We start from the raw sequence: 20332 nt of genomic DNA on the forward strand, positions 1-20332 counted from the left end.
TTCAAACTGTTTCAGCCATGTCGATCCACCGACCGCGGAAACGTGGTTGCAAGCCCACGCCGTCTGGTGGAATCATGCTTAAGTTAACACGACGCCAGCGGCTCCGGGCGCGGCCAACTCCGAGCGCGGCCCCGACTGTACCCTTTTGTCGCTCCGCGAGCGAGTACGGCCATGGAGCCGATCACCGTCACCGCGGACGCGGAGGAGTTCACCTGCAACGCGTACCTCGTCGTCGGGGACGCGACGACGCTCGTCGACGCCGGAACGATGCCCGGGGTGGACGGGGTCGTCGCCGACGCGCTCGACGAGGCCGGCGTCGACGGCCTCGACCGCCTCGTCGTGACCCACCAGCACCGCGACCACGTGGGCGAACTCGACGCCGTGGTCGACCGCTTCGACCCTCGAGTGTTCGCGTACGCGAACCACCCGCGCCGCGACGTCGCGCTCGAGGACGGCGACGAAATCCTCGTCGGGAGCGAGCCCTGCGACGTCGTCTACACCCCGGGCCACGCGGACGACCACGTCTCGCTCGTCGGCGAGAAGCGGCTCTACTCCGGCGACGTGGTCGTCTACAACGACGGCGCGTTCGAGGACGGCTCGTTCGGCCGCACCGACATGGCCGGCCAGTCGCGCGAGCGCCTGATCGAGAGCCTTCACGAGATCCTCAACCGACTGCCCGACACCACCGAGGCCATGTTCCCCGGCCACGGCGACGTCTACCGCGCCGGCGAGGGGCCAGACACCGTCCGCGAGGTGATCGAGCGCGCGACGGAGCGCGCCGAGCGCCGCGAGCCGAAGTACCCCGGCGAGTGAACAGGATCCGGATTTAAAAGCAATCGATGCGCCGACCGACCGCCAACTTCGGCGCGCCCCCGAGCGGCCGTTTCAAAACGGCCGCGAGGGGTCCGCGAGGGAGGCGGCGGCCCGGCGCGGCCCTGCCCGCGCCGGGCAGCCCGCCGAGGCTGGGGAGGAGCGAGGTACACGCGTGGCTGGCCGTCGAAGGGAAGATTCGCGAGAAGGGCCGGAACCGACCCGGAACCGACCGGATTACGCGGCGCGACGCTCGGTCGCCTTCGGGCGGAGGTTGGTGTAGCCGCACTTGCGGCAGCGCTCGGCCTCGGAGGCGTTGCGGGCGTTACAGCGCATACAGATCTGTCGGTCGAGCATGCGACGTTCGGCGGCGTCGAAACTGGCCATACGGCTACTGGACGGGCGGTGCTGTAAAAGGTTGCGAGACGCCGCGGCGGCCGCGGGAGAGCGGCGAGCCGGCGAGACCAGCGTCAGGCGCCCGCTTTACGCGCCCGCTTCCGAGAGGGCGGCCTCGATGTCCTCGCGCTGCGTGACGCCGACGAAGCGGTCGACGACGCCGTCGTCGTTCTCGACGATGAGCGTCGGGAGCGAGCGGACCTGGTACTGGTTCGCGACGTCCTGCTCCTCGTCGACGTCGACCTTCTGGAGCTCGAACGCGTCGCCGAGGTCCTCCTGAATCTCCTCCAGGATGGGGTCTTGGGTCTTACACGGGCCGCACCACTCGGCGTGGAAATCCAGCAGTCGAACGGTCATAGTCGGCCACAACTACCGCCGGCCCGCGCATAAGGGTTTCCCACTTGTGTGTCCGCGCGGTCAGCGCGGCCAGTCGAAGCCGACGCGGTCCGCCGGAAGTCGACGCGAGGGCCACGGTCCGCGGACGGCGCAGCGGACGTACTCGACGCGCTCCGTCCGGCGAACGAAACGTTTAGAACGCGTCGCCGCCCAGCAGGGGGTATGAGTGGTTCCAACTCCGGCGGGCTGATGTCCAGCGCGGGACTGGTCCGCTACTTCGAGAACGAGGACCGGAACGCCATCGCGATCGACCCCAAGACGGTCCTCGCGTTCTGCGTCCTCTTCGGCGTGTTCGTCCAGATCCTCTCGCTGACGGTCGCGTAGGCTCACGCCGATTTCCGCCGTTTTGCCGACGAAGGGCCCGACCGCGTAGCGCGCCCTTTTTCCACGCGCCCGCCCCACCGATCCGTATGAAAGCAGGCGTCATCGCCGTTCAGGGCGACGTGGCCGAACACGCCGCCGCCGTCCGCAACGCCGCGGCCGCCCACGACGAGTCCGCGGAGGTCGTCGAGATCCGGGAGGCGGGGATCGTCCCCGACTGCGACGTCCTCCTCATGCCGGGGGGAGAGTCGACGACCATCTCGCGGCTGATCCGCCGCGAGGGGATCGCCGCCGAGATCGAGGCCCACGCCGCGAGCGGGAAGCCGATCCTCGCCACCTGCGCCGGGCTCATCGTCTGCGCGACCGACGCGAAGGACGACCGGGTCGAGCCGCTGGGGCTGCTCGACGTCTCCGTCGACCGCAACGCGTTCGGCCGACAGAAGGACTCCTTCGAGGCGAAGGTTCCGGTCTCGGAGCTCGACGACCCCTTCCACGCCGTGTTCATCCGCGCGCCCGCCATCGACGAGGTCGGTGACGGCGTCGAGACGCTCGCGTCGGTCGACGGGCGCCCGGTCGCGGTTCGCGACGGCCCGGTCGTCGCCACCGCGTTCCACCCGGAGCTCACCGACGACTCGCGGATCCACGACCTCGCCTTCTTCCCCGAGCGAGAGGTGGTCGCGTGAGCGAGCCGACGGAGGGCGACGCCCCGGACGCCGAACCCGGCGAGGACTCGGCCGTCCCGCCCGAGGCCGTCCTCGACGAGCTGTTCGCCACCATCGAGTCGCGAAAGGAGGAGCTGCCGGAGGGGTCGTACACGGCCTCGCTTTTTACCCACGAGAAGGGCGAAAACGCCGTCTTAGAGAAGATCGGCGAGGAGACGACGGAGGCGATCCTCGCGGCGAAAGACGACGACCGCGAGGAGCTCACCTACGAGAGCGCGGACCTGGTCTACCACCTGCTCGTGTTATTCGCGATGAAGGACCTCGACGTCGACGACCTCCGCGAGGAGCTCCGCGATCGGTTCTAGGACCTAGCGCTCGCGTTCGAGTTCGCGGTCGATCTCGTCGACCTCCTCGGTCTCTAACTCCTCGCCGATGCGGCGCTCGAACTCCGCCTCGCTGATCTGCCCCTCGACGTACTGCTGTCGGAGGCGGTCCTGCCGGCTCGCCCCGGCGTCGAGCGAGGTCGACGACGATCCCGAGCCGATCGAGTCGAGCGACCCGGCGTCGTCGCCGCCGAGCAGCCACGAGCCGGCCTTGTACGCGACGTAGACGATTCCGGCGAGGACCGCGAGCGAGACGATCCCGGAGATCACCGTACCGACGAGTCCGATGATGGCCGATATCACGGACAGCACGACGCTGATCCCGATCAGGATCGCGAGCGCGATCGCACCGTAATAGAGGGCCTTCTTTCCGTCCATACCGCGGCGTCGGGCTGCCGGGCGCAAATACCTTCTCCCGTTGATCCGTGGTCTGCGTTCGGAGCGGTCGGAGTCAGAACGGCCGGTCGCCGCGGAGCGCCTCCGGATCGGTTAGGTGAGGGAGTTGGATTACGAACGAGGCTGTTTATCAGTGATCGAGTGGTGTTGCCGGGGCCGTTTCCGCGTGAGCGACGCTCCTGTGACGGACTCTTTTAAACCCTAGCCGTTCACTTATAAATAGCCGTGACTAAGTCGGCGGAGAACACCGCCGAAGCCCCAGCCGTGAGGCGGGCGCACGCTCGCTGCGCTCCTCGTCACTCGCTCCGCTCGTTCCTGTGGTGCTTGCGTCGCCTGCGCCCGCCTCACGGCTGCCCCTTCGAGTCCCGCCCCACACCTCACGCCTCCCCAGCCTCGTCGCTCCCTCCGGTCGCGACTCCCTCGCGCGTGCGATTCGCGCCCTCCGGGCGCTCATCGGCACGCGCCACCGCGGACCTGTTTATAAATAATCGCCGTCGGCCGTTCACTGCCGTCGAAATCACACATTACCGCGCGGACAGGGAGCCGGCGACCGCGAGCTTTTGTCCGCGCGCCCGAACACCCCACGAGAACGGCGCCGTGAGCGACATCGACTCAACTGAATCCGGCCAGAGGGCCCGCCCGACCCGCAGAGCGGTGCTTCGGCGGGGCGGGGCGCTCGCGGTCGGTGCGGTCGCGGCGGCGGGGTCGACGGCCCTCGCCGGCTGCGTCGGGCGCGATAACGGAGAGACGGTCGAGAACGACGTCGACCCCGACGACCCGCCCCTCATCGCACACCGCGGCTTCGCGGCCGAGAACCCGGAGAACACGGTCGCGGCGGTCGAGGCGGCGAGCGCCGTCGTCGACCGGGTCGAACTCGACGTGCGCCGGTGTGGCACGGGCGAACTCGTCGCCTTCCACGACGCGACGCTCGGCCGGGTGACGGACGCGACCGGTCGCGTGGACGAGACCCCCTTGGGTCGGCTCTCCGAGCTCTCGGTCGAGGACTCCGGCGAGCCGGTGCCGACGCTCGCCGCGGCGCTCGACGCCGCGCCGGCGGACGCGTGGGTTATGCTCGACCTGAAACAGCGGGGGATCGCGGCGGACGCGCTCTCGGTCGGCGCGGACCGCGACCTCGACCTCGCCGTCACCGCCGACGACCCCGCGGTGATCGAGGCCGTGAGCGCGGCCGATCCGACGGTCCAGACCGTCTACGGCGTCCACGAGTCGATCCCGGCGCGAGCCCTCCGACCGGTGATTCCGGGGCCCGGCATCGGGCTGGGGGCTCCGCGGTGGGCGTATCCGCCACAGGACGTCGCGGGGATGGTCGAGACCGCGACCGAGCTGGGCTGTGCGGCGGTGTCGCCGCGGTACGAACTCTGTCTCCGGACGGACCTCGTCTCGCGGGCGACGGAGGCCGGCCTCCGAGTGCTGCCGTGGACGGTCGCCTCGGCCCGGGAGTACGAGGCGGTCGCGACCGCCGGCGTCGACGCCGTGGTCTCGGACGTCTCCCGCGGACGCCCCGAGACGTGACAGGCGAGCGGATCGATCGGCGCGCGGGCAGCAGAAACGTTATTCCTCCGGCTCTCATCCGCCAAGAGGATGAATCGGGCACCCGACGAGCGCGACGGCGAGGGCGGGACAGATCCGGGCGGAGCGTCCGACGGAGCGAGCGCGGACCGCGTCGACCCCCGGACTCGCGTCGACCGACGGACGGTCCTCGGGGCGCTCGCGGGCGCCGGGAGCGCCGCGGTCGCCGGCTGCTCCGGCTCCGGGCCGGACGACGCCGCGACGACCGACCTCGACGCGGACCGGCTCGACGAGCTCGCGGCGCGGTTCGCGCCGACGCTGTACTTCGATTCCGCGGAGCCGTGGTTCCCGACCGACCCGCGTCCGTACACGATAGAGGAGGACGGCGAGACGGTCGTCGACGGCTTCGAGGCGTTCGACGGCTACCACGAGCGGTACGACGAGGCGGGCGAGCCGCCGAACCCGACCGTCTTCTACAACGGGATGCGGTACGAGGACTCCCCGCTCGCGGTCGTCCAGTTCTGGATGTACTCCGCGTTCGACCAGTTCACCGCGAACTTCCACTGGCACGACTGGGAGGTGCTCCACGTCTTCGTCGACCTCGACACGGGCGACCCCCAGCTGTACGTCGCCAGCTCGCACTCCCGGAGCGTCCCGAACAACGAGTTCCTCGACCCGGAGCCGGACGTGGTCCCGCGAATCTTACCAGAACTCGGGTCGCACTCCAGTACGCTCTCGGTCAACGAGATCCCCGACGGCTTCCGGCGCGTCGGCGAGGAGGGGCTCCTCGCGGACATCACGAACACGACGATCGACACGGTCGAGGACCTGCTCGGGATCCCGATCGCGTACGGCCTGCCCCGCGACGAGGGGGCTCGGCTCCCCTTCGTCGTCCCCGAGTACGAGGGCGAGCCGATCTACGACCACCCCGACCTCCCGTCGGTCACCGAGGAATCGCTGGTCGACGGCGCCCTGACGATCCGGTCGCTCGACGCGCTGCGGTCGCCGCCGACCGACCTCCCGCTCCGGGAGACGGGGATCGCCTACCGATACCGCGAGCGCTCGGCCGACGACGGGACCGCCGACGGCGACGACGCCGCGCTCGCCGACGAGGTGGCCGAGTCGGTCGTCGGGTACGACCTCGTCGAGAGCGCCGAGCTGGAGGATATCTCGGCGTTCACCGGCCCGCAGCTCAGCTTCGAGTTCGCGGTCCCTCAGGCCGTCGAGGACGCCGTCGCGGGCCACATCACGACCACCGGCGTCCCGTGGGAGCAGCCCCGCTACGAGAACCCCGCGCTCGACGTCACCGCCGGGAACCACCGGTCGGAACTGGCGGCCCGGTACGAGGCCATCGCCGACGACCCCTCGTTCGGCGACGACGCGGCCGGGGCGCTCGACTCCGTCGTCGCGCGCGTCACGCAGGCGACCGAGAGCGACGAGGCGCCCGACGGCGAGGGGCTGACGACGACCGACGCGGGCGTCGAGTCGTTCGTCCTGATCGAGAGCGACCCCGAGGCGGTCCCGACGTTCGCCGGCGGCGTCGCGGTCGCGAACGGGGTGCCCGAGGGCGACCACCGCCTCACGGTCAACGGCGCCGGACGGACGCCCCACAGCGAGACCCTGACCGTCTCGGCGGACGAGCCGGTGACGAGGGCCGGCGTCGAGGGGGAGATCCCACTCGTCGCCCGCGAGAACGCGCGGAAGGTGGAGCTGTCGGACGCGGAGAGCGACGTCGACCTGACTCGGACCGCGATCGAGGACGACTTCGCCGGGCGGATCTACGACTCCGCGATCGACGGGAGCGACGCCGCCTACGTCCACGCCGGCGGCGCGTACACGACGGAGGTCCGCGACGCCGACGACGAGGTCGGCGCGTACCGCGTCAACCCGGACCCGTCGGCGGGGGGCGACGACAGCGACGGCTCGGACGACGGCGACGACGGGGGCGACGGGGACGGGACCCCCGGGAACAGCCCGATCCGGATCGAGCGCCCGGAGACCGGGGCGGCCCCGCTCGCGGGCTACGTCGCGGACGTTGCCGAGGAGACTCGCGCCGCGGTTGCGGCCGCGGCGGCGGAGAGCGACGACGGGGACGGCGATGACGACGACTCCGGCGGCGGCTCCGGCGGCGGAGGCGACTCGGGCGGCCCGTCGAACGCGGTCAACGGGCTCGAGCGGGCCCTGGCCGCCGCGGTCGACCAAGCGAGGCGGGCCGAGGAGCGCGCCCGCGAGGGCGACCGCGAGGGGACGAACCGACAGCTGGAGAACGTCGCCGAACGGATCGCCCGGATCGAAGAGCGGCTCGCGGCAGCGCGCGAGGGGCTCCCACCCGGGCTCGCGAGCGCGACCGGAAAGCGGATCGAGCAGGCGACCGAGCGCGTCGAGCAGGCGCAGAACTCCGAGAAGCCGTAGGGGTCCGCAATTCGGTGGCCGCCGCCCTCCGCTCACTGCTGTAGCCCTCCGCTCACTGCCGCCGCCCTCGCCCGCGGGTCCGTGTGACACGGTTCACCACTGGATGGAAAGCTATACGACGCCGAACCGACCACGAGTATATAAGCAGATGTCTCAGGAGGGATACGACCACGCGACGGTCGAACAACGCTGGCAGGAGGCGTGGGACGACGCCGCCGTCTACCACGTCCCGGACGACGCCGACGACCCGACGTACGTCCTCGGGATGTACCCGTACCCGTCCGGGAAGCTCCACATGGGCCACGTCCGCAACTACACCATCACGGACGCGTACGCCCGCTACCGCCGCATGCGCGGGGACGACGTGCTCCACCCGATGGGGTGGGACGCGTTCGGCCTGCCCGCCGAGAACGCCGCCAAGGAGCGCGACACCAACCCCCGCGACTGGACGTTCGACTGCATCGACACGATGAAAGGGCAGATGAAGTCGATGGGGTTCGGCTACGACTGGGACCGCGAGGTCACCACCTGTACGCCCGACTACTACCGGTGGAACCAGTGGCTGTTCCGCCGCTTCCACGAGGCCGGCCTCGTGGAGCGCCGCGACGCCGAGGTGAACTGGTGTCCCTCCTGTGAGACCGTCCTCGCCGACGAGCAGGTCGAGGGCGACGCGGAGCTGTGCTGGCGCTGTGACACCCCCGTCGAGACCCGCGAGCTCGACCAGTGGTTCCTGAAGATAACCGAGTACGCCGACGAGCTGCTGGAGGCGATAGACGGGCTGGAGGGGTGGCCGAACTCGGTCCGACAGATGCAGCGCAACTGGATCGGGCGGCAGTACGGGACGACGCTGGACTTCGACGTGAGCGAGGCGCGAAGCGCCCCGAACGGACGCGGCGAGCGGAGCGAGCCGCGGGAGTACGGCCCCGTCGAGGCGTTCACGACCCGCGTCGACACGATCCACGGGGCGACGTTCTTCGCGGTCGCCCCGGACCACCCGATCGCCGAGAAGCTGGCCGAGAAAGACGACGACGTCCGGCGGTTCATCGAGGAGGAGGCGGACCCCGAGGGCGACGAGCCGAACGGCGTCGAGACCGGGCTGACTGCGACCAATCCCGCCACCGGCGAGGAGATCCCCGTCTTCGTCGCCGACTTCGTCCTCTCGGACGTGGGGACGGGCGCGCTGATGGCGGTCCCCGGCCACGACGAGCGCGACCACGCGTTCGCGGAGAAGATGGGCGTCGACATCGAGCCGGTCGTCGCGCCGGAGCCGGACGACTGGGACGGCGAGACGGTTCCGGAGGCCCCCGACGTGAGCGAGGAGGCGTTCACCGACGACGGCGTCGTGATCAACTCGGGCGAGTACAGCGGCCTCGACAGCGAGACGGCCCGCGAGCGTCTCACGGAGGACATCGAGAGCGCCGCGGAGAGCACCCAGTACCAGCTTCGCGACTGGGGCATCTCCCGCCAGCGCTACTGGGGGACGCCGATCCCGATCGTCCACTGCGACGACTGCGGCGCGGTGCCGGTGCCCGACGAGGACCTGCCCGTCGAGCTGCCGGAGTTCATCAACACGACCGGGAACCCGCTGGACGCCGCCGACGAGTGGCAGGAGACCACCTGCCCGGAGTGCGGCGGGCCCGCGACCCGCGAGACGGACACGATGGACACGTTCGTCGACTCCTCGTGGTACTTCCTGCGGTACGTCTCGCCGGACCTCGAGGACGCCCCCTTCGATCTCGACCGCGCGAACGACTGGATGCCGGTCGACCAGTACGTGGGCGGCATCGAGCACGCCGTGATGCACCTGCTGTACTCGCGCTTTTTCACCAAGGTGTTGGCCGACGAGGAGGGGCTCGACCACCGCGAGCCGTTCACGAACCTGCTGGCGCAGGGGATGGTCCAGCTGGAGGGCGAGAAGATGTCCAAATCGAAGGGGAACGTCGTCTCGCCGCAGCGGATCGTCGACGAGTACGGCGCCGACACCGCGCGGCTGTTCATGATGGAGGCCGCTCAGCCCGAGCGCGACTTCGACTGGTCCGAGGAGGGCGTCAAGGCCACCCACCGCTTTTTGACCCGCCTCAACGACCTCGTCGAGGACTACGCCGCGGGCGAGGTGGCGCTCGCCGGGGACGGCGACGCCGAGGCCGCCGACCGCGGTGAGATCGACGACTACGTCGCCGACGAGACCGACGCCGCGGTCGCCATCGCGGGCGCGGAGTACGACGACCTCACCTTCAACGTCGCGCTCCGCGAGGCGCAGGACCTCGTGGGGACACTCCGGAGCTACCGCGAGTACGCCGACCCGCACCCGGCCGTCTTCGAGCGCGGCGTCGACGTCGCGGTCCGCCTGCTCGCGCCGGTCGCGCCGCACCTCGCGGAGGAGCTGTGGGAGACGCTCGGCCGCGACGGGTTCGTCGCGGAGGCCGCGTGGCCGACCGCGAGCGTCGACCGCGACACCGTCGAGCGCCGGCGCCGGCTGGTCGCCAACACCCGCGAGGACGTGCGCGACATAATCGACGTCGCGGGGATCGACGACCCCGAGCGGATCGACGTCGTCGTCGCGCCCGACTGGAAGTACGACGCGCTGGAGATCGCGATCGACAGCGACGCCGACAACCTCATCTCCGAGCTGATGGGCGAGAGCCACATCCGCGAGCAGGGGGACGCCGCCGCCTCGTACGGGCAGGACCTCCAGGCGAACCGCGAGGCGTTACAGGAGACGCTCGGCGGCGACGCCGAGTACGACGCCCTGCGCGCGGCCGCGTGGCTGATCGAGCGCGAGTTCGACGCGCCGGTCCGCGTCGAGCGCGCCGCGGACGCCGACGAGAGCGTGGTCGCCAAGGCCGAGCCGGGGCGGCCCGCGATCGACATCGTCGAGTAGCGCTCGGTCGGCCCTTTTAAGCCGCCGCCCGACCCCGGAAACGCTTAGTCGCCGGCGCGGCGCCCTCGTGTATGGACGACCCGTACGCCCCCGCACGGGACGCGCTCGCGGGCGAGGGGATCGGCGGCGAGGCGCTTGGTGACGGCGACGCCGACGGCACCGGCGCAGATCCCGCCCGCCTCGCCGCGCGGCTCGACGGAAACGACCCCCTTTCGGAGTTCGCGGACCGCTATCGTGTTCCGGACGACCTCCTCTACATGGACGGCAACTCGCTCGGCCCCGCGAGCGACGCGGCCCTCGCGAGCCTCGACCGCGTCGTCGACGAGTGGCGCGACCTGCTCATCGCGGGCTGGACCGACGCCGACCCGCCGTGGTTCGAGGTCGGCGAGCGGCTCGGTGACGCGCTCGCGCCGCTCGTGGGCGCGAACCCGGACGAGGTCGTCGTCGGGAACTCGATCACCGTCAACATCCACACGCTGATCGGCACCTTCCTCGATGAACTGCTGGCCGGGAACGGACCGGATTGCGAGGGGTTCGCGGCCGCTGACGGCGACTGGGACGCGGCCACCGATCCCGCCGTCCTCGTCAACGAGCTCGACTTCCCCTCCGACCACTACGCGATCCGGGCGCAGCTGCGCCAGCGCGGGATCGACCCCGACGAGAAGCTGCGGGTCGTTCAGAGCCGCGACGGGCAGACGATCGACTCCCGCGATATTGAGGCCGCGCTGGCGGCGCACGACGACGTGGGGATCGTCTTCATGCCAACCGCGCTGTACCGGTCGGGCCAGCTGTTCGACGTCGAACGGATCACGGAGGCCGCCCACGAGGCGGGCGCGTACGCCGGCTTCGACGCCGCCCACTCCGCGGGCGCCGTGCCGCACGCGTTCGACGCGGCCGGCGTCGACTTCGCGGTGTGGTGCACGTACAAGTACCTCAACGCCGGCCCCGGCTCGATCGGCGCGCTGTTCGTCGCGGAGCGCCACCACGGTCTCACGCCCGCGCTGGCCGGCTGGTGGGGCCACGAGAAGGCGACGCAGTTCGAGATGAACACCGAGTACACCCCGGCCGACTCCGCGGGCGCGTGGCAGATCGGCACGCCGCCGCTGCTCGCGGCCGCGCCGCTGGAGGGCTCCGCCGAACTCCTCCGGGAGGCCGGGATCGAGCGCCTCCGAGAGAAGTCGCTGGCGCTCACGGACTTCCTCATCGCCCTCGTCGACGACAGGCTCCCCGAGGTCTCGGTCGGCACCCCCCGCGAACACACCGCCCGGGGCGGCCACGTCGCCCTCGAACATCCCGAGGCCGAGCGGCTGAGCGAGGCGCTCAGGGACCGCGGCGTCGTCGTCGACTTCCGGCCGCCGAACGTGGTGCGAGTCTGTCCGGCCGCGCCGTACACCTCGTTCGCCGACGTGCTCGAAGTCGTCGACGAGATCGAGGCGATCCTCGATTCGGGCGCGCACGAGGCGTACGCGACGAGCGAGGGCGGCGTGACGTGATCGGCGCAGACGACTATTTATAAACCGAACTGCGGTGGCGCGTGCCGGTGAGCGCCCGAAGGGCGCGAACCGCACGCGCGAGGGAGTCGGTCGCCCGGAGCAACGCGGAGGGCGACCGACGAGGCTGGGGAGGCGTGAGGCTGCGGTCGCTGTGCGGGGCGGGACTCAAAGGGGCAGCCGCGAGGGCGAAGCACGGCGCAGCAAGCACCGCAGGAACGAGCGAAGCGAGTGACGAGGAGCGCAGCAAGCCGCGCGAGCCCTCGCGGCTGGGGCTTTGGCGGTCGTCGCCGTCGATCTGTTGAACACTAGTCATAATCGATTGACAGGAGCTTCAGAACCGGTCACTGGCAATCCAACGGTAACGAGCGGGGCTCAACCGACGGCAGCACCACCAACCGCTTATAAACAGAATTCGTACAGCGACGGGCTTAATCGTTCGAGCGCCCAACGTTCGACGATCACTTGATGCAGGAATCGTCGGGGATGGACGCGTTCGCGCACCTCGGGAGCGAGATCCGCGAGGCGCTCTCGGACCGGGGCTTTTCCACACCCACCGAACCCCAACGCGAAGCCATTCCGCCGCTCGCCGACGGGCGGAACGCCCTCGTCTTGGCCCCGACCGGCACCGGGAAGACGGAGACCGCGATGTTACCCGTCTTCGGCGCGATCGTCGACGCCCGGGATTCGCCGGGTGACCAGCCCCGCGAGGGCATCTCCGCGCTGTACATCACCCCGCTCCGCGCGCTCAACCGCGACATGATGGACCGGCTGGAGTGGTGGGGCGAGCGCCTCGACGTTGAGGTCGCGGTGCGCCACGGCGACACAACCCAGTACGAGCGGAGCAAACAGGCCGACGACCCGCCCGACGTCCTTATTACGACGCCGGAGAGCCTCCAGGCGATCCTCACCGGCTCGAAGATGCGCGTCGCGCTCGAAGACGTCGCGCACGTCGTCGTCGACGAGGTCCACGAACTCGCCTCGGCGAAGCGCGGCGCCCAGCTCACGGTCGGGCTCGAACGGCTCCGGCGCGTCGCGGGCCCGTTCCAGCGCGTCGGCCTCTCCGCGACGGTCGGCGACCCCGAGGAGGTCGGGAAGTTCCTCGTCGGGACGGGGAGACGCGACCCCGACCGCCCCGGCGACCGCGCGTTCGAAACGGTGGAGGTGGCGGCCGGGACGCGGACCGACGTGCGCGTCCTCGACCCCGAGATAACCGACCGCGACGCGCGCCTCGCCGGCGAGCTCGCGGTCGACGAGACGACCGCGAGCCACGTCCGGACGATCCGCGAGATCGTCGCGGAAAACGAGTCGACGCTGATCTTCGTCAACACGCGACAGACCGCGGAGGCGCTCGGCTCGCGGTTCAAGACGCTCGCGGAGAAGGAGCGGGAAGCGGCGAGCGGCGACGCCGGCGACGAGGACGACGCCGACCCCACCGAGATCGAGCTCCACCACGGCTCGCTCTCGAAGGACGTCCGGATCGACGTGGAAGACCGGTTCAAGTCGGGCGACCTGGACGGCCTCGTCTGCACCTCGTCGATGGAGCTCGGCATCGACGTGGGCCGCGTCGACCACGTGGTCCAGTACGGGAGCCCGCGCGAGGTCGCCCGGCTGCTCCAGCGCGTCGGGCGCGCGGGTCACCGCCGCGATCTGGTCTCCGAGGGAACCGTCGTGACGCAGGGCGGCGACGACACCCTCGAAGCGATGGCCATCGCGCGCCGTGCGGGCGAGGAGCTCGTCGAGCCTGCGAACATCCACCACGGCAGCCTCGACACGGTCGCCAACCAGATCGTCGGGCTCGTGATGGACGAGGGCGACGTTCACGCCCGCGAGGCGTACGAGACCGTCACGAACGCCTACCCGTTCAGGGACCTCTCGGAGCCCGAATTCCAGGCGGTCGTCCGCGAGCTCGACGGGAACCGCCTGCTGTGGCTCGACGAGGAGACGGACACCCTAGAGAAGTCGGGCGGGACGTGGCAGTACTTCTACGCGAACCTCTCGATGATCCCCGACGAGTCCACCTACGAGGTGTACGACATGTCCTCGCGTCGGGGTATCGGGACCTTAGACGAGCAGTTCGTCGTCAACTTCGCGGGGCCGGGTGAGACGTTCGTCCAGCGCGGCGAGATGTGGAAGATTACGGAGGTCGACGAGGAGGAGGAGCGCGTGAACGTGACGCCGATCCCCGATCCCACCGGCGAGGTGCCCTCGTGGGTCGGCCAGGAGATCCCCGTCCCGAAGCCCGTCGCGGAGGAGGTGGGGGAGATTCGCGGCGAGGCCGCGGCCGCCTTGAAGGCCGGCTCGACGCCCGAAGCCGTCGCGGCCGACCTCGCGGAGCGGTACCCGACCGACGAGGAAACGGTCGCGGCCGCGCTGAAACCGGTCGTCGACCACGTCGAAGCCGGCCACCCGGTCCCCACGGACCGCCGGATCGTGATCGAGGGGAGCGCGCGCACCGTCGCGGTCAACGCCGCCTTCGGCCACGAGGTCAACGAGACGCTCGCGCGCCTGCTCGCGGCGCTCGTCGGCCAGCGCGCCGGCTCGTCGGTCGGGATGGACGTCGACCCGTACCGGATCGAGTTCGAGGTCCCACACGGCGTCGACCCGGGGACCTTCCGCGAGGTGCTGGAGACGACCGACCCCGACCGCTTGGAGGCGTACCTCGAACTCGCCGTCAAGAAGTCGGACGCGCTGAAGTTCACGCTCGCGCAGGTCGCCGCGAAGTTCGGCGCCGTCAAGCGGTACAAGGAGGGGCGCGGGCGGTTCGGCGGCGACCGCCTGCTCGCGGCGCTCGAAGACACGCCCGTCTACGACGAGGCGCTCCGCGAGGTGTTCCACGCCGACCTCGCGGTCCCGGAGACGGCCGACCTGCTCAGAGGGATCCGGTCGGGAGACGGCGGCCGCGACGGCTCGCTCGACCTCGCGATCGCCCGCGAGCGCACCCCGCTCGGCACCGCGGGCCGTTCCGCAGGCACCGAGTTCCTCGTCCCCGACAACGCCGACGCCGACGTGATCGAGACGGTCAGAGAGCGGATTCAGGACGACCGCGTCATCTGCTTTTGCCTCCACTGTACTGACTGGAAACACACCACGAAGGTCCGGCGCGTCCGCGACCAGCCCGAGTGCCCCGAGTGCGGGTCGACGCGGATCGCGGCGCTCAACCCGTGGGACGACGAGACCGTCGCCGCGGTGCGCGCGCCGGAGAAGGACGACGAGCAGGAGCGCCGCACCGAGCGCGCCCACCGCGCCGCGAGCCTCGTCCAGACGCACGGCAAGCGGGCGGTGATCGCCTTGGCCGCCCGCGGCGTCGGGCCCCACAACGCCGCGCGGATCATCAACAAGCTCCGGGAGGACGAAGACGAGTTCTACCGCGACGTGCTCCGCCAGGAGCGCGAGTACGCGCGCACGCAGTCGTTCTGGGACTAGCTCGGATCCCCCGCCTCTCTCCGGGAGCGGTCCGGACTCCCGTTTTTAAGTATCGGACGGCCGATCGGGAGACATGGACCTCTCCGCCGCCGTCACGGCAACGACAGCGACCCTCCGTCGACGCCCCGCAGACGTCCTCCCCTTCTACCTCCTCGGCACCGCGGTGCCGGTGATCGCCCGCCTCGGCACGTTCGCCGCGCTCGCGGGGATCTACCTCCACCTCGAACTGACCGGGCGGCTCGCGACGGCCCGCGACGCGCTCGCCAGCGTCGAGCCGCCGCCGGAGACGCAGGACCCGGAGGCGCTTCAGGCGTGGGTCGAGGGAGCGACGCCCGCGTTCGAGCCCCTGCTGACCCCGACCGTCGGGGTCCTCTTCGCCGCCGGCGTTCTCGTCACGGCCGGCCTCGCGGTCCTCGCGTACGCCGTCGTCTCGGCCGGGCAGCTCTCGGCCGTCGTCGCGAGCCTCCGCGACGAGCGGGGGCTCGTCGGGGGGATCGCGGGCGCTCGCTCCCGCTGGCTCACGTTCCTCGGCCTCTACGTCGCCGAGCTTCTCCTCTGGGTCGGCGTCGTCGCGCTCGGGTCGATCGCCGTCGGCGCGGCGTTCCTCGCGAACCCGTTCCTCGGCGCCGCCGTCGCGGTCGTCGCCCTGCTCGTCGGCTTCGTCGCCCTCGCGCTCGTCCGGATCCTCTTCGCGTTCGCGCCGGTGGCCGTCGTCGTCGACGACGCCGGCGTGGTGGGCGGCATTGAGGGCGCGGGCGGCTTCGTGCGCTCGAATCCCGTCGACGCCGCCGCCTACCTCGTGGTCGCGATCGGCGCCGCGGTCGCCGTCGCGTCGGTCGCCTCCGGGGTCGCGTTCGTCGGCGGCGGCCCCGTCGTCGCGCTCGCCAGCGCGGTCGTCGTCGCGCCCGCGCTCGACCTGCTGAAGACCGTCCTCTACGGCGACTACCGCGGAACGATCGACCCCGTCTCGCCTCCCGAGGCCGGCGTCAAGGCGCAGCTCGTCGGGGGCCTCCGCCGCGGGTGGCGGGAGCTGGGCGGGTTCGTCCGATCGACGCCCGGGAGCCACCTCCTCGCGCTCGGGGTCGCGGTCGGGTTCGGCGCGGTCGGGTGGGTTGCCGCCGCCCCCTTCGCCGAGACGGTCCCGACCTCGATCGAGGGGCGAATCGCCGGACAGATCCCGCCCGTGGCGGCGCTGACGTACTTCGGGAACAACTGGGGAGTCGCGATCGCGACCGCCTTCTCCGGCGTCGGGCTCGTCCTCCCCGCGCTCTCGTCGCTCGCGTTCAACGGGCTCGCGCTCGGCGCCACCGCCGCCTTAGAGGAGAACATCCTCGCGCTCGTCGCGTTCGTGGTCCCGCACGGGATATTCGAGATCCCCGCGCTCGTCGTTGCGGGCGCGCTCGGGATCCACCTCGGCGCGGTCTCGTGGCAGACGGTCCGGGGTCGCGCGAGCCGCGAGCGGTTCGCCGACGCCTTAGAGACCGCGTTCTGGGTGACTGTCGGGCTCGGGGTCCTGTTCGCCGTCGCCGCCGTCATCGAGGGGTTCGTCAGCCCGTACTACTGGCGGCCGTTCCTCTAGGTCGCGACCGAGCGGCGACCTGCCCGCAGCCTTATTGCTACGCACCCGAAGCGTCGGTATGCAACCGCTCGTCGCCGTCATCCTCGTCGGCGTCCCGCTCGCGTGGCTCGTCGGCTTCGCCGCCTACGCGTACGTCGACGCGCCCAACTACGGAATGAACCCCCGCAAGTGGGCGCTCATCTCGTTTGTCGTCCCGCTGTTCGGCTTCTTCGCGTACATCTTCGAGCGCGAGGAGCTCGACTACGACCCAGAGGAGGACCCGTACGCCGGCGGCGACGACGGCCGCACCGGCGGCTTCGCGGTTCACGAGTCGCGACAGGGAGAGAAGTCGCTCGGCCCGGCGGGAACCGAGGCGGACGACGGCGACGACGCGGACGACGAGTGGAACGATCCGGACGGCGTCGACCTCTGACGGGACGACCGGGACGAACGGCGATCAGCGCGGAGACAACAGCGAGCGACGCGATATTTAAATACCAGAGAGCGGGTGGCGTCGATGCTTTATAAAGAACGATGCGGTGGCGCGTGCCTCCGAGTGGCCGCCGCCGGCGGCCGCGAGGAGCACGCGCGAGGGAGTCGGGGGTCCGGAGCGAAGCGGAGGACCACCGACGAGGCTGGGGAGGCGTGAGGTGCCGTGCGGTTGCGGTCGGGTGGGACTCAAAGGGGCAGCCGTGAAGCAGGCGCAGGCGACGCGAGCACCGCAGGGAGCGAACGGAGTGAGCGACCGAGGAGCGCGGCGAGCGTGCGCCTGCTTCACGGCTGGGGCTTTGGAGCTGTTCGCCGCCGATCTACTGTCAGTTATTTATAAATGAGCGGCTGGGGCTTTGGCGGTGTTCGCCGTCGATCCATGAGCAGCTACCTATAAACGACCCTCGTCAACGTCACCGTTCGACGAAAGCGATCACCGATAAAAGTCTTAAATCGCGTCGTGGAGCGCCGCTCGCCGCCTATCTAAGTCGAACGCGGCCGCCGGCGCCGCCAGCCGGTCGAAGAAGGCGAACGCGTCGGCGCCCGCCCCCTCCGCGTGGCCGATCAGCGCCTCGATCGACGCGCGGTTGAGCGCGAACGACTCCAGTTTCCCGCAGCAGAGCGCCAGCGCGACGCCGGCCTCGCCGGAGGGGAACGCCGGGTCGACGCGGCCGAGTGCGGGGTCGTCGGTCGCGTCGCTCGCGACCCCCGCCTCGTCCGCGGCGACGACGCGCAGACACCGGGTACAGATCGCGGCCGCGTCGCCTGGGGCGTGCTCGCGGAGCGCGGGCGGCACGGCGAACGCGACGACGTCGGCGTCGCAGTGTGGACAGGACACGCTCGTCGCTACGAGCGGGTCGGAGTAAAAGTCGACGGCGGAGAAAGAAGCGGCGACCGACGCGAAAGCGGTGATGGCGATTCGGAGGCCGACGCGCGAGGAGCCGTCAGTCGGCGGGCTCCGGCTCTTCGGTCTCCGCGGCCGCGACCTCGGCGGCCTCCTCGGCCTCTTCCTTCTCCTCTTCCTCCTTTTTCGCCTTGATCTTCTTCATGCGGAAGATCTCCTCGCGCTCCTGCTCTTCGAGCTTCTGCTCGATGTACTCCTGGTTCTCGTAGAGCGTCGGGAGCAGGGTGAACTCTAAGGCGTTCACGCGGCGCTTCGTCGTCTCGATCTCCGTGAGCATTTTCTTCATCGCCGTCTCGACCTCGGCGGCGAGGATGACCTTCTCTAACAGCTCCTCGTAGGCGTCGGCCGCCTCGTCGATGCGCGCCGAGGAGCCGAGCAGGCCGTAGCCGCGCTCGTCGAGACTCTTTTTCACCTTCGAGGACTCGATCTGCGGGACCACGACGCCCATGATATTCTTCGACTGGGTCGTGATCTCGGGGTGCTCTTTCAGCGCCGCGGCCGCGCCGCGGACGGCGACGTCGCCCTCCATCGCCCGGGCCATGTCGATCTTGCGCTGGGCCGTCTCGTAGTTCTCGGAGACCTCGGACCGGACGTCCTGCGCCTGGTCGAGGATGTCCATGAACTCCATGATGAGCCCGTCGCGCTTCTGTTCGAGCGTGTCGTGACCGCGCTCGGAGAGCTCGATGCGGTCCTCGATCGCCATCAGGTTCTTGCGCGTCGGTTTGACGTCCTTGGCCATCTTGGGGGAAGGTTCCGCTCCGAGGCGGTTAATTCTTTTCAGATGCGGCGGATCGGCGGGCCGGCGACGCCGCCGCTCGGGGGGAACGCGTGACTGCCGGCGAAAAGTGAGTCGCGGCGTTAGTCGGCCGCTTCGAGCACTTCGCGCTCGGAGTCGTCCTCGCGGTAGTGCTCCTCGATGAACTCCTCGTCGATCCGGTTGAGGGCGTCCTTCGGCAGCATCGAGAGGAGGTCCCAGCCGATAGAGAGCGTCTCGTCGATGTCGCGGTTCGTCTCGAAGCCCTGGTCGATGAACTCCGACTCGAACGCGTCCGCGAAGTCGAGGTACTTGTTGTCGAGCTCCGAGAGCGCCTCGCGACCGACGATGTTCACGAGGTCGCGGAGGTCCTCGCCCTCTGCGTACGCCGCGAACATCTGGTCTTTCACGTCCGCGTGGTCGGCGCGGGTGAGCCCCTCGCCGATCCCGTCGTCCATCAGCCGCGACAGGCTGGGGAGGACGTTGATCGGCGGCTGGAGGCCCTGGCTGTTGAGGTCGGGGTCGACGTAGATCTGCCCCTCCGTAATGTACCCGGTCAGGTCCGGGATCGGGTGGGTGTCGTCGTCGCCCGGCATCGTGAGGATCGGGATCTGCGTGACCGAACCGTCGCGGCCCTTGATCCGACCCGCGCGCTCGTACAGCTGCGCCAGGTCGGTGTACATGTACCCGGGGTACCCGCGTCGGCCGGGCACCTCCTCGCGGGCCGCCCCGATCTCGCGGAGCGCCTCGCAGTAGTTGGTCATGTCCGTCAGGATGACGAGGACGTGGTAGTCCTTCTCGAAGGCGAGGTACTCGGCGGTCGTCAGGACCATCCGCGGCGTGACCGTCCGCTCGACGGCGGGGTCGTCCGCGAGGTTCATGAAGACGACGGAGCGCTCCAGCGCACCGGTGCGCTCGAAGTCCTCCATGAACTCGTTGGCCTCCTCCTGGGTGATCCCCATCGCGCCGAAGATGACGGCGAACTCGGAGCCGTCCTCGTCGTCGCCCTCCTCCTCTTCGGGCACGCTGGCCTGCCGCGCGATCTGCATCGCGAGCTCGCTGTGCGGCTGGCCGGAGCTGGAGAAGATCGGGAGCTTCTGCCCGCGGACGAGCGTGTTCATCCCGTCGATCGCGGAGACGCCCGTCTCGATGAACTCCTCGGGGTACTCCCGGGAGTACGGGTTGATCGCCGCGCCGACGATGTCCTGGCGCTCCTCGGGGACGATCTCCGGGCCGTCGTCGATCGGGCGGCCGGAGCCGTCCAGCACCCGCCCGAGGAGGTCCTCGGTGACGGGCATCTTCATCGTCTCGCCCAGGAAGCGGACGGACGCGTCTCTGTCGATGCCTGAGGTGCCCTCGAAGACCTGGATCGCGACCACGTCCTCCGAGGATTCGAGCACCTGTCCGCGCAGCGTCTTCCCCTGTGCCGTCTCGATCTCGACGATCTCGTCGTAGCCGATCGCCTCGTCGACCTCGGCGTACACGAGGGGGCCGCTGATCTCGGTGATGGTTTGATACTCTTTCATG

The 20332-nt window shown here is 70.3% G+C and carries 17 protein-coding genes and 1 pseudogene; 12 read left to right on the forward strand and 6 right to left on the reverse strand.

What is annotated here, in order from left to right; genetic code table 11:
• Positions 1 to 82, forward strand: a pseudogene (locus F3H13_RS14395) (IS6 family transposase); the annotation flags it as partial.
• Positions 83 to 171: 89 nt separating this feature from the next.
• Positions 172 to 813: an MBL fold metallo-hydrolase gene (locus tag F3H13_RS14400; protein ID WP_149799694.1), complete on the forward strand. Its 642-nt coding sequence runs from the start codon at positions 172 to 174 to the stop codon at positions 811 to 813.
• 234 nt (positions 814 to 1047) lie between these two features.
• On the opposite strand, the gene F3H13_RS14405 is transcribed toward F3H13_RS14400, so the two are convergent.
• Both F3H13_RS14405 and F3H13_RS14410 read right to left on the reverse strand, forming a co-directional pair.
• Entirely contained in the window at positions 1048 to 1197 is a 150-nt protein-coding gene (locus F3H13_RS14405) for a 50S ribosomal protein L40e (protein ID WP_017342016.1), read from the reverse strand.
• A gap of 96 nt (positions 1198 to 1293) precedes the next feature.
• A complete protein-coding gene (locus F3H13_RS14410; protein ID WP_006111654.1) occupies positions 1294 to 1563 on the reverse strand; it encodes a thioredoxin family protein in 270 nt (89 codons plus the stop codon).
• Positions 1564 to 1764: 201 nt separating this feature from the next.
• On the opposite strand from F3H13_RS14410, the gene F3H13_RS14415 reads away from it, so the two are divergent.
• The 3 genes from F3H13_RS14415 to hisE all read left to right on the forward strand — a co-directional run bounded on the left by F3H13_RS14415 (position 1765) and on the right by hisE (position 2950).
• On the forward strand, positions 1765 to 1926 hold the full coding sequence (locus tag F3H13_RS14415; protein WP_049910744.1) for a preprotein translocase subunit Sec61beta: 162 nt from the start codon (positions 1765 to 1767) through the stop codon (positions 1924 to 1926).
• An 86-nt stretch (positions 1927 to 2012) separates the two neighbouring features.
• Positions 2013 to 2606, forward strand: coding sequence for a pyridoxal 5'-phosphate synthase glutaminase subunit PdxT (gene pdxT, locus F3H13_RS14420; protein ID WP_149799695.1), 594 nt, complete (start codon positions 2013 to 2015; stop codon positions 2604 to 2606).
• Positions 2603 to 2950, forward strand: coding sequence for a phosphoribosyl-ATP diphosphatase (gene hisE, locus F3H13_RS14425; RefSeq protein ID WP_149799696.1), 348 nt, complete (start codon positions 2603 to 2605; stop codon positions 2948 to 2950). The genes pdxT and hisE overlap by 4 nt, the downstream gene beginning before the upstream one ends.
• 3 nt (positions 2951 to 2953) lie before the next feature.
• Here hisE and F3H13_RS14430 read toward each other — a convergent pair whose 3' ends face one another.
• Positions 2954 to 3346, reverse strand: a complete 393-nt coding sequence (locus tag F3H13_RS14430; RefSeq protein WP_149799697.1) for a hypothetical protein — start codon at positions 3344 to 3346, stop codon at positions 2954 to 2956.
• 615 nt (positions 3347 to 3961) lie between these two features.
• Here F3H13_RS14430 and F3H13_RS14435 point away from each other — a divergent pair.
• From F3H13_RS14435 to F3H13_RS14465, 7 genes are all read left to right on the forward strand, one after another.
• Complete coding sequence (locus F3H13_RS14435; RefSeq protein ID WP_149799698.1) at positions 3962 to 4894, forward strand: glycerophosphodiester phosphodiesterase; 933 nt, start codon at positions 3962 to 3964, stop codon at positions 4892 to 4894.
• A gap of 69 nt (positions 4895 to 4963) precedes the next feature.
• A complete protein-coding gene (locus F3H13_RS14440; protein WP_149799699.1) occupies positions 4964 to 7303 on the forward strand; it encodes a hypothetical protein in 2340 nt (779 codons plus the stop codon).
• Positions 7304 to 7451: 148 nt separating this feature from the next.
• Positions 7452 to 10184 (forward strand): leucine--tRNA ligase, encoded by a 2733-nt coding sequence (leuS, locus tag F3H13_RS14445; protein WP_149799700.1) that lies wholly within the window; start codon positions 7452 to 7454, stop codon positions 10182 to 10184.
• Positions 10185 to 10255: 71 nt separating this feature from the next.
• Positions 10256 to 11677 carry a kynureninase gene (gene kynU, locus F3H13_RS14450; RefSeq protein WP_149799701.1) on the forward strand — a complete coding sequence of 474 codons (1422 nt, stop codon included), beginning with the start codon at positions 10256 to 10258 and terminating at the stop codon, positions 11675 to 11677.
• Between the two features lie 465 nt (positions 11678 to 12142).
• Positions 12143 to 15100, forward strand: a complete 2958-nt coding sequence (locus F3H13_RS14455) for a DEAD/DEAH box helicase (RefSeq protein ID WP_188128082.1) — start codon at positions 12143 to 12145, stop codon at positions 15098 to 15100.
• 73 nt (positions 15101 to 15173) lie between these two features.
• Entirely contained in the window at positions 15174 to 16679 is a 1506-nt protein-coding gene (locus F3H13_RS14460) for a stage II sporulation protein M (protein ID WP_149799702.1), read from the forward strand.
• Positions 16680 to 16737: 58 nt separating this feature from the next.
• Positions 16738 to 17091 (forward strand): hypothetical protein, encoded by a 354-nt coding sequence (locus tag F3H13_RS14465; protein ID WP_149799703.1) that lies wholly within the window; start codon positions 16738 to 16740, stop codon positions 17089 to 17091.
• A 504-nt stretch (positions 17092 to 17595) separates the two neighbouring features.
• Here F3H13_RS14465 and F3H13_RS14470 read toward each other — a convergent pair.
• The 3 genes from F3H13_RS14470 to F3H13_RS14480 all read right to left on the reverse strand — a co-directional run bounded on the left by F3H13_RS14470 (position 17596) and on the right by F3H13_RS14480 (position 20331).
• Positions 17596 to 17985 carry a DUF6276 family protein gene (locus F3H13_RS14470; protein WP_149799704.1) on the reverse strand — a complete coding sequence of 130 codons (390 nt, stop codon included), beginning with the start codon at positions 17983 to 17985 and terminating at the stop codon, positions 17596 to 17598.
• A 106-nt stretch (positions 17986 to 18091) separates the two neighbouring features.
• Entirely contained in the window at positions 18092 to 18790 is a 699-nt protein-coding gene (locus tag F3H13_RS14475; protein ID WP_149799705.1) for a V-type ATP synthase subunit D, read from the reverse strand.
• A 119-nt stretch (positions 18791 to 18909) separates the two neighbouring features.
• Positions 18910 to 20331: a V-type ATP synthase subunit B gene (locus F3H13_RS14480; protein WP_149799706.1), complete on the reverse strand. Its 1422-nt coding sequence runs from the start codon at positions 20329 to 20331 to the stop codon at positions 18910 to 18912.
• Position 20332: the final 1 nt, after the last annotated feature.

The sequence above is a fragment of the Halorubrum xinjiangense genome, from assembly GCF_900102375.1.
GTDB lineage: Archaea > Halobacteriota > Halobacteria > Halobacteriales > Haloferacaceae > Halorubrum > Halorubrum xinjiangense.

Coding starts and splice junctions, on each gene's coding strand:
- F3H13_RS14400 (WP_149799694.1), top strand. CDS start 172: ATGGAGCCGATCACCGTCACCGCGGACGCGGAGGAGTTCACCTGCAAC.
- F3H13_RS14405 (WP_017342016.1), bottom strand. CDS start 1,197: ATGGCCAGTTTCGACGCCGCCGAACGTCGCATGCTCGACCGACAGATC.
- F3H13_RS14410 (WP_006111654.1), bottom strand. CDS start 1,563: ATGACCGTTCGACTGCTGGATTTCCACGCCGAGTGGTGCGGCCCGTGT.
- F3H13_RS14415 (WP_049910744.1), top strand. CDS start 1,765: ATGAGTGGTTCCAACTCCGGCGGGCTGATGTCCAGCGCGGGACTGGTC.
- pdxT (WP_149799695.1), top strand. CDS start 2,013: ATGAAAGCAGGCGTCATCGCCGTTCAGGGCGACGTGGCCGAACACGCC.
- F3H13_RS14430 (WP_149799697.1), bottom strand. CDS start 3,346: ATGGACGGAAAGAAGGCCCTCTATTACGGTGCGATCGCGCTCGCGATC.
- F3H13_RS14440 (WP_149799699.1), top strand. CDS start 4,964: ATGAATCGGGCACCCGACGAGCGCGACGGCGAGGGCGGGACAGATCCG.
- leuS (WP_149799700.1), top strand. CDS start 7,452: ATGTCTCAGGAGGGATACGACCACGCGACGGTCGAACAACGCTGGCAG.
- kynU (WP_149799701.1), top strand. CDS start 10,256: ATGGACGACCCGTACGCCCCCGCACGGGACGCGCTCGCGGGCGAGGGG.
- F3H13_RS14455 (WP_188128082.1), top strand. CDS start 12,143: ATGCAGGAATCGTCGGGGATGGACGCGTTCGCGCACCTCGGGAGCGAG.
- F3H13_RS14460 (WP_149799702.1), top strand. CDS start 15,174: ATGGACCTCTCCGCCGCCGTCACGGCAACGACAGCGACCCTCCGTCGA.
- F3H13_RS14465 (WP_149799703.1), top strand. CDS start 16,738: ATGCAACCGCTCGTCGCCGTCATCCTCGTCGGCGTCCCGCTCGCGTGG.
- F3H13_RS14475 (WP_149799705.1), bottom strand. CDS start 18,790: ATGGCCAAGGACGTCAAACCGACGCGCAAGAACCTGATGGCGATCGAG.
- F3H13_RS14480 (WP_149799706.1), bottom strand. CDS start 20,331: ATGAAAGAGTATCAAACCATCACCGAGATCAGCGGCCCCCTCGTGTAC.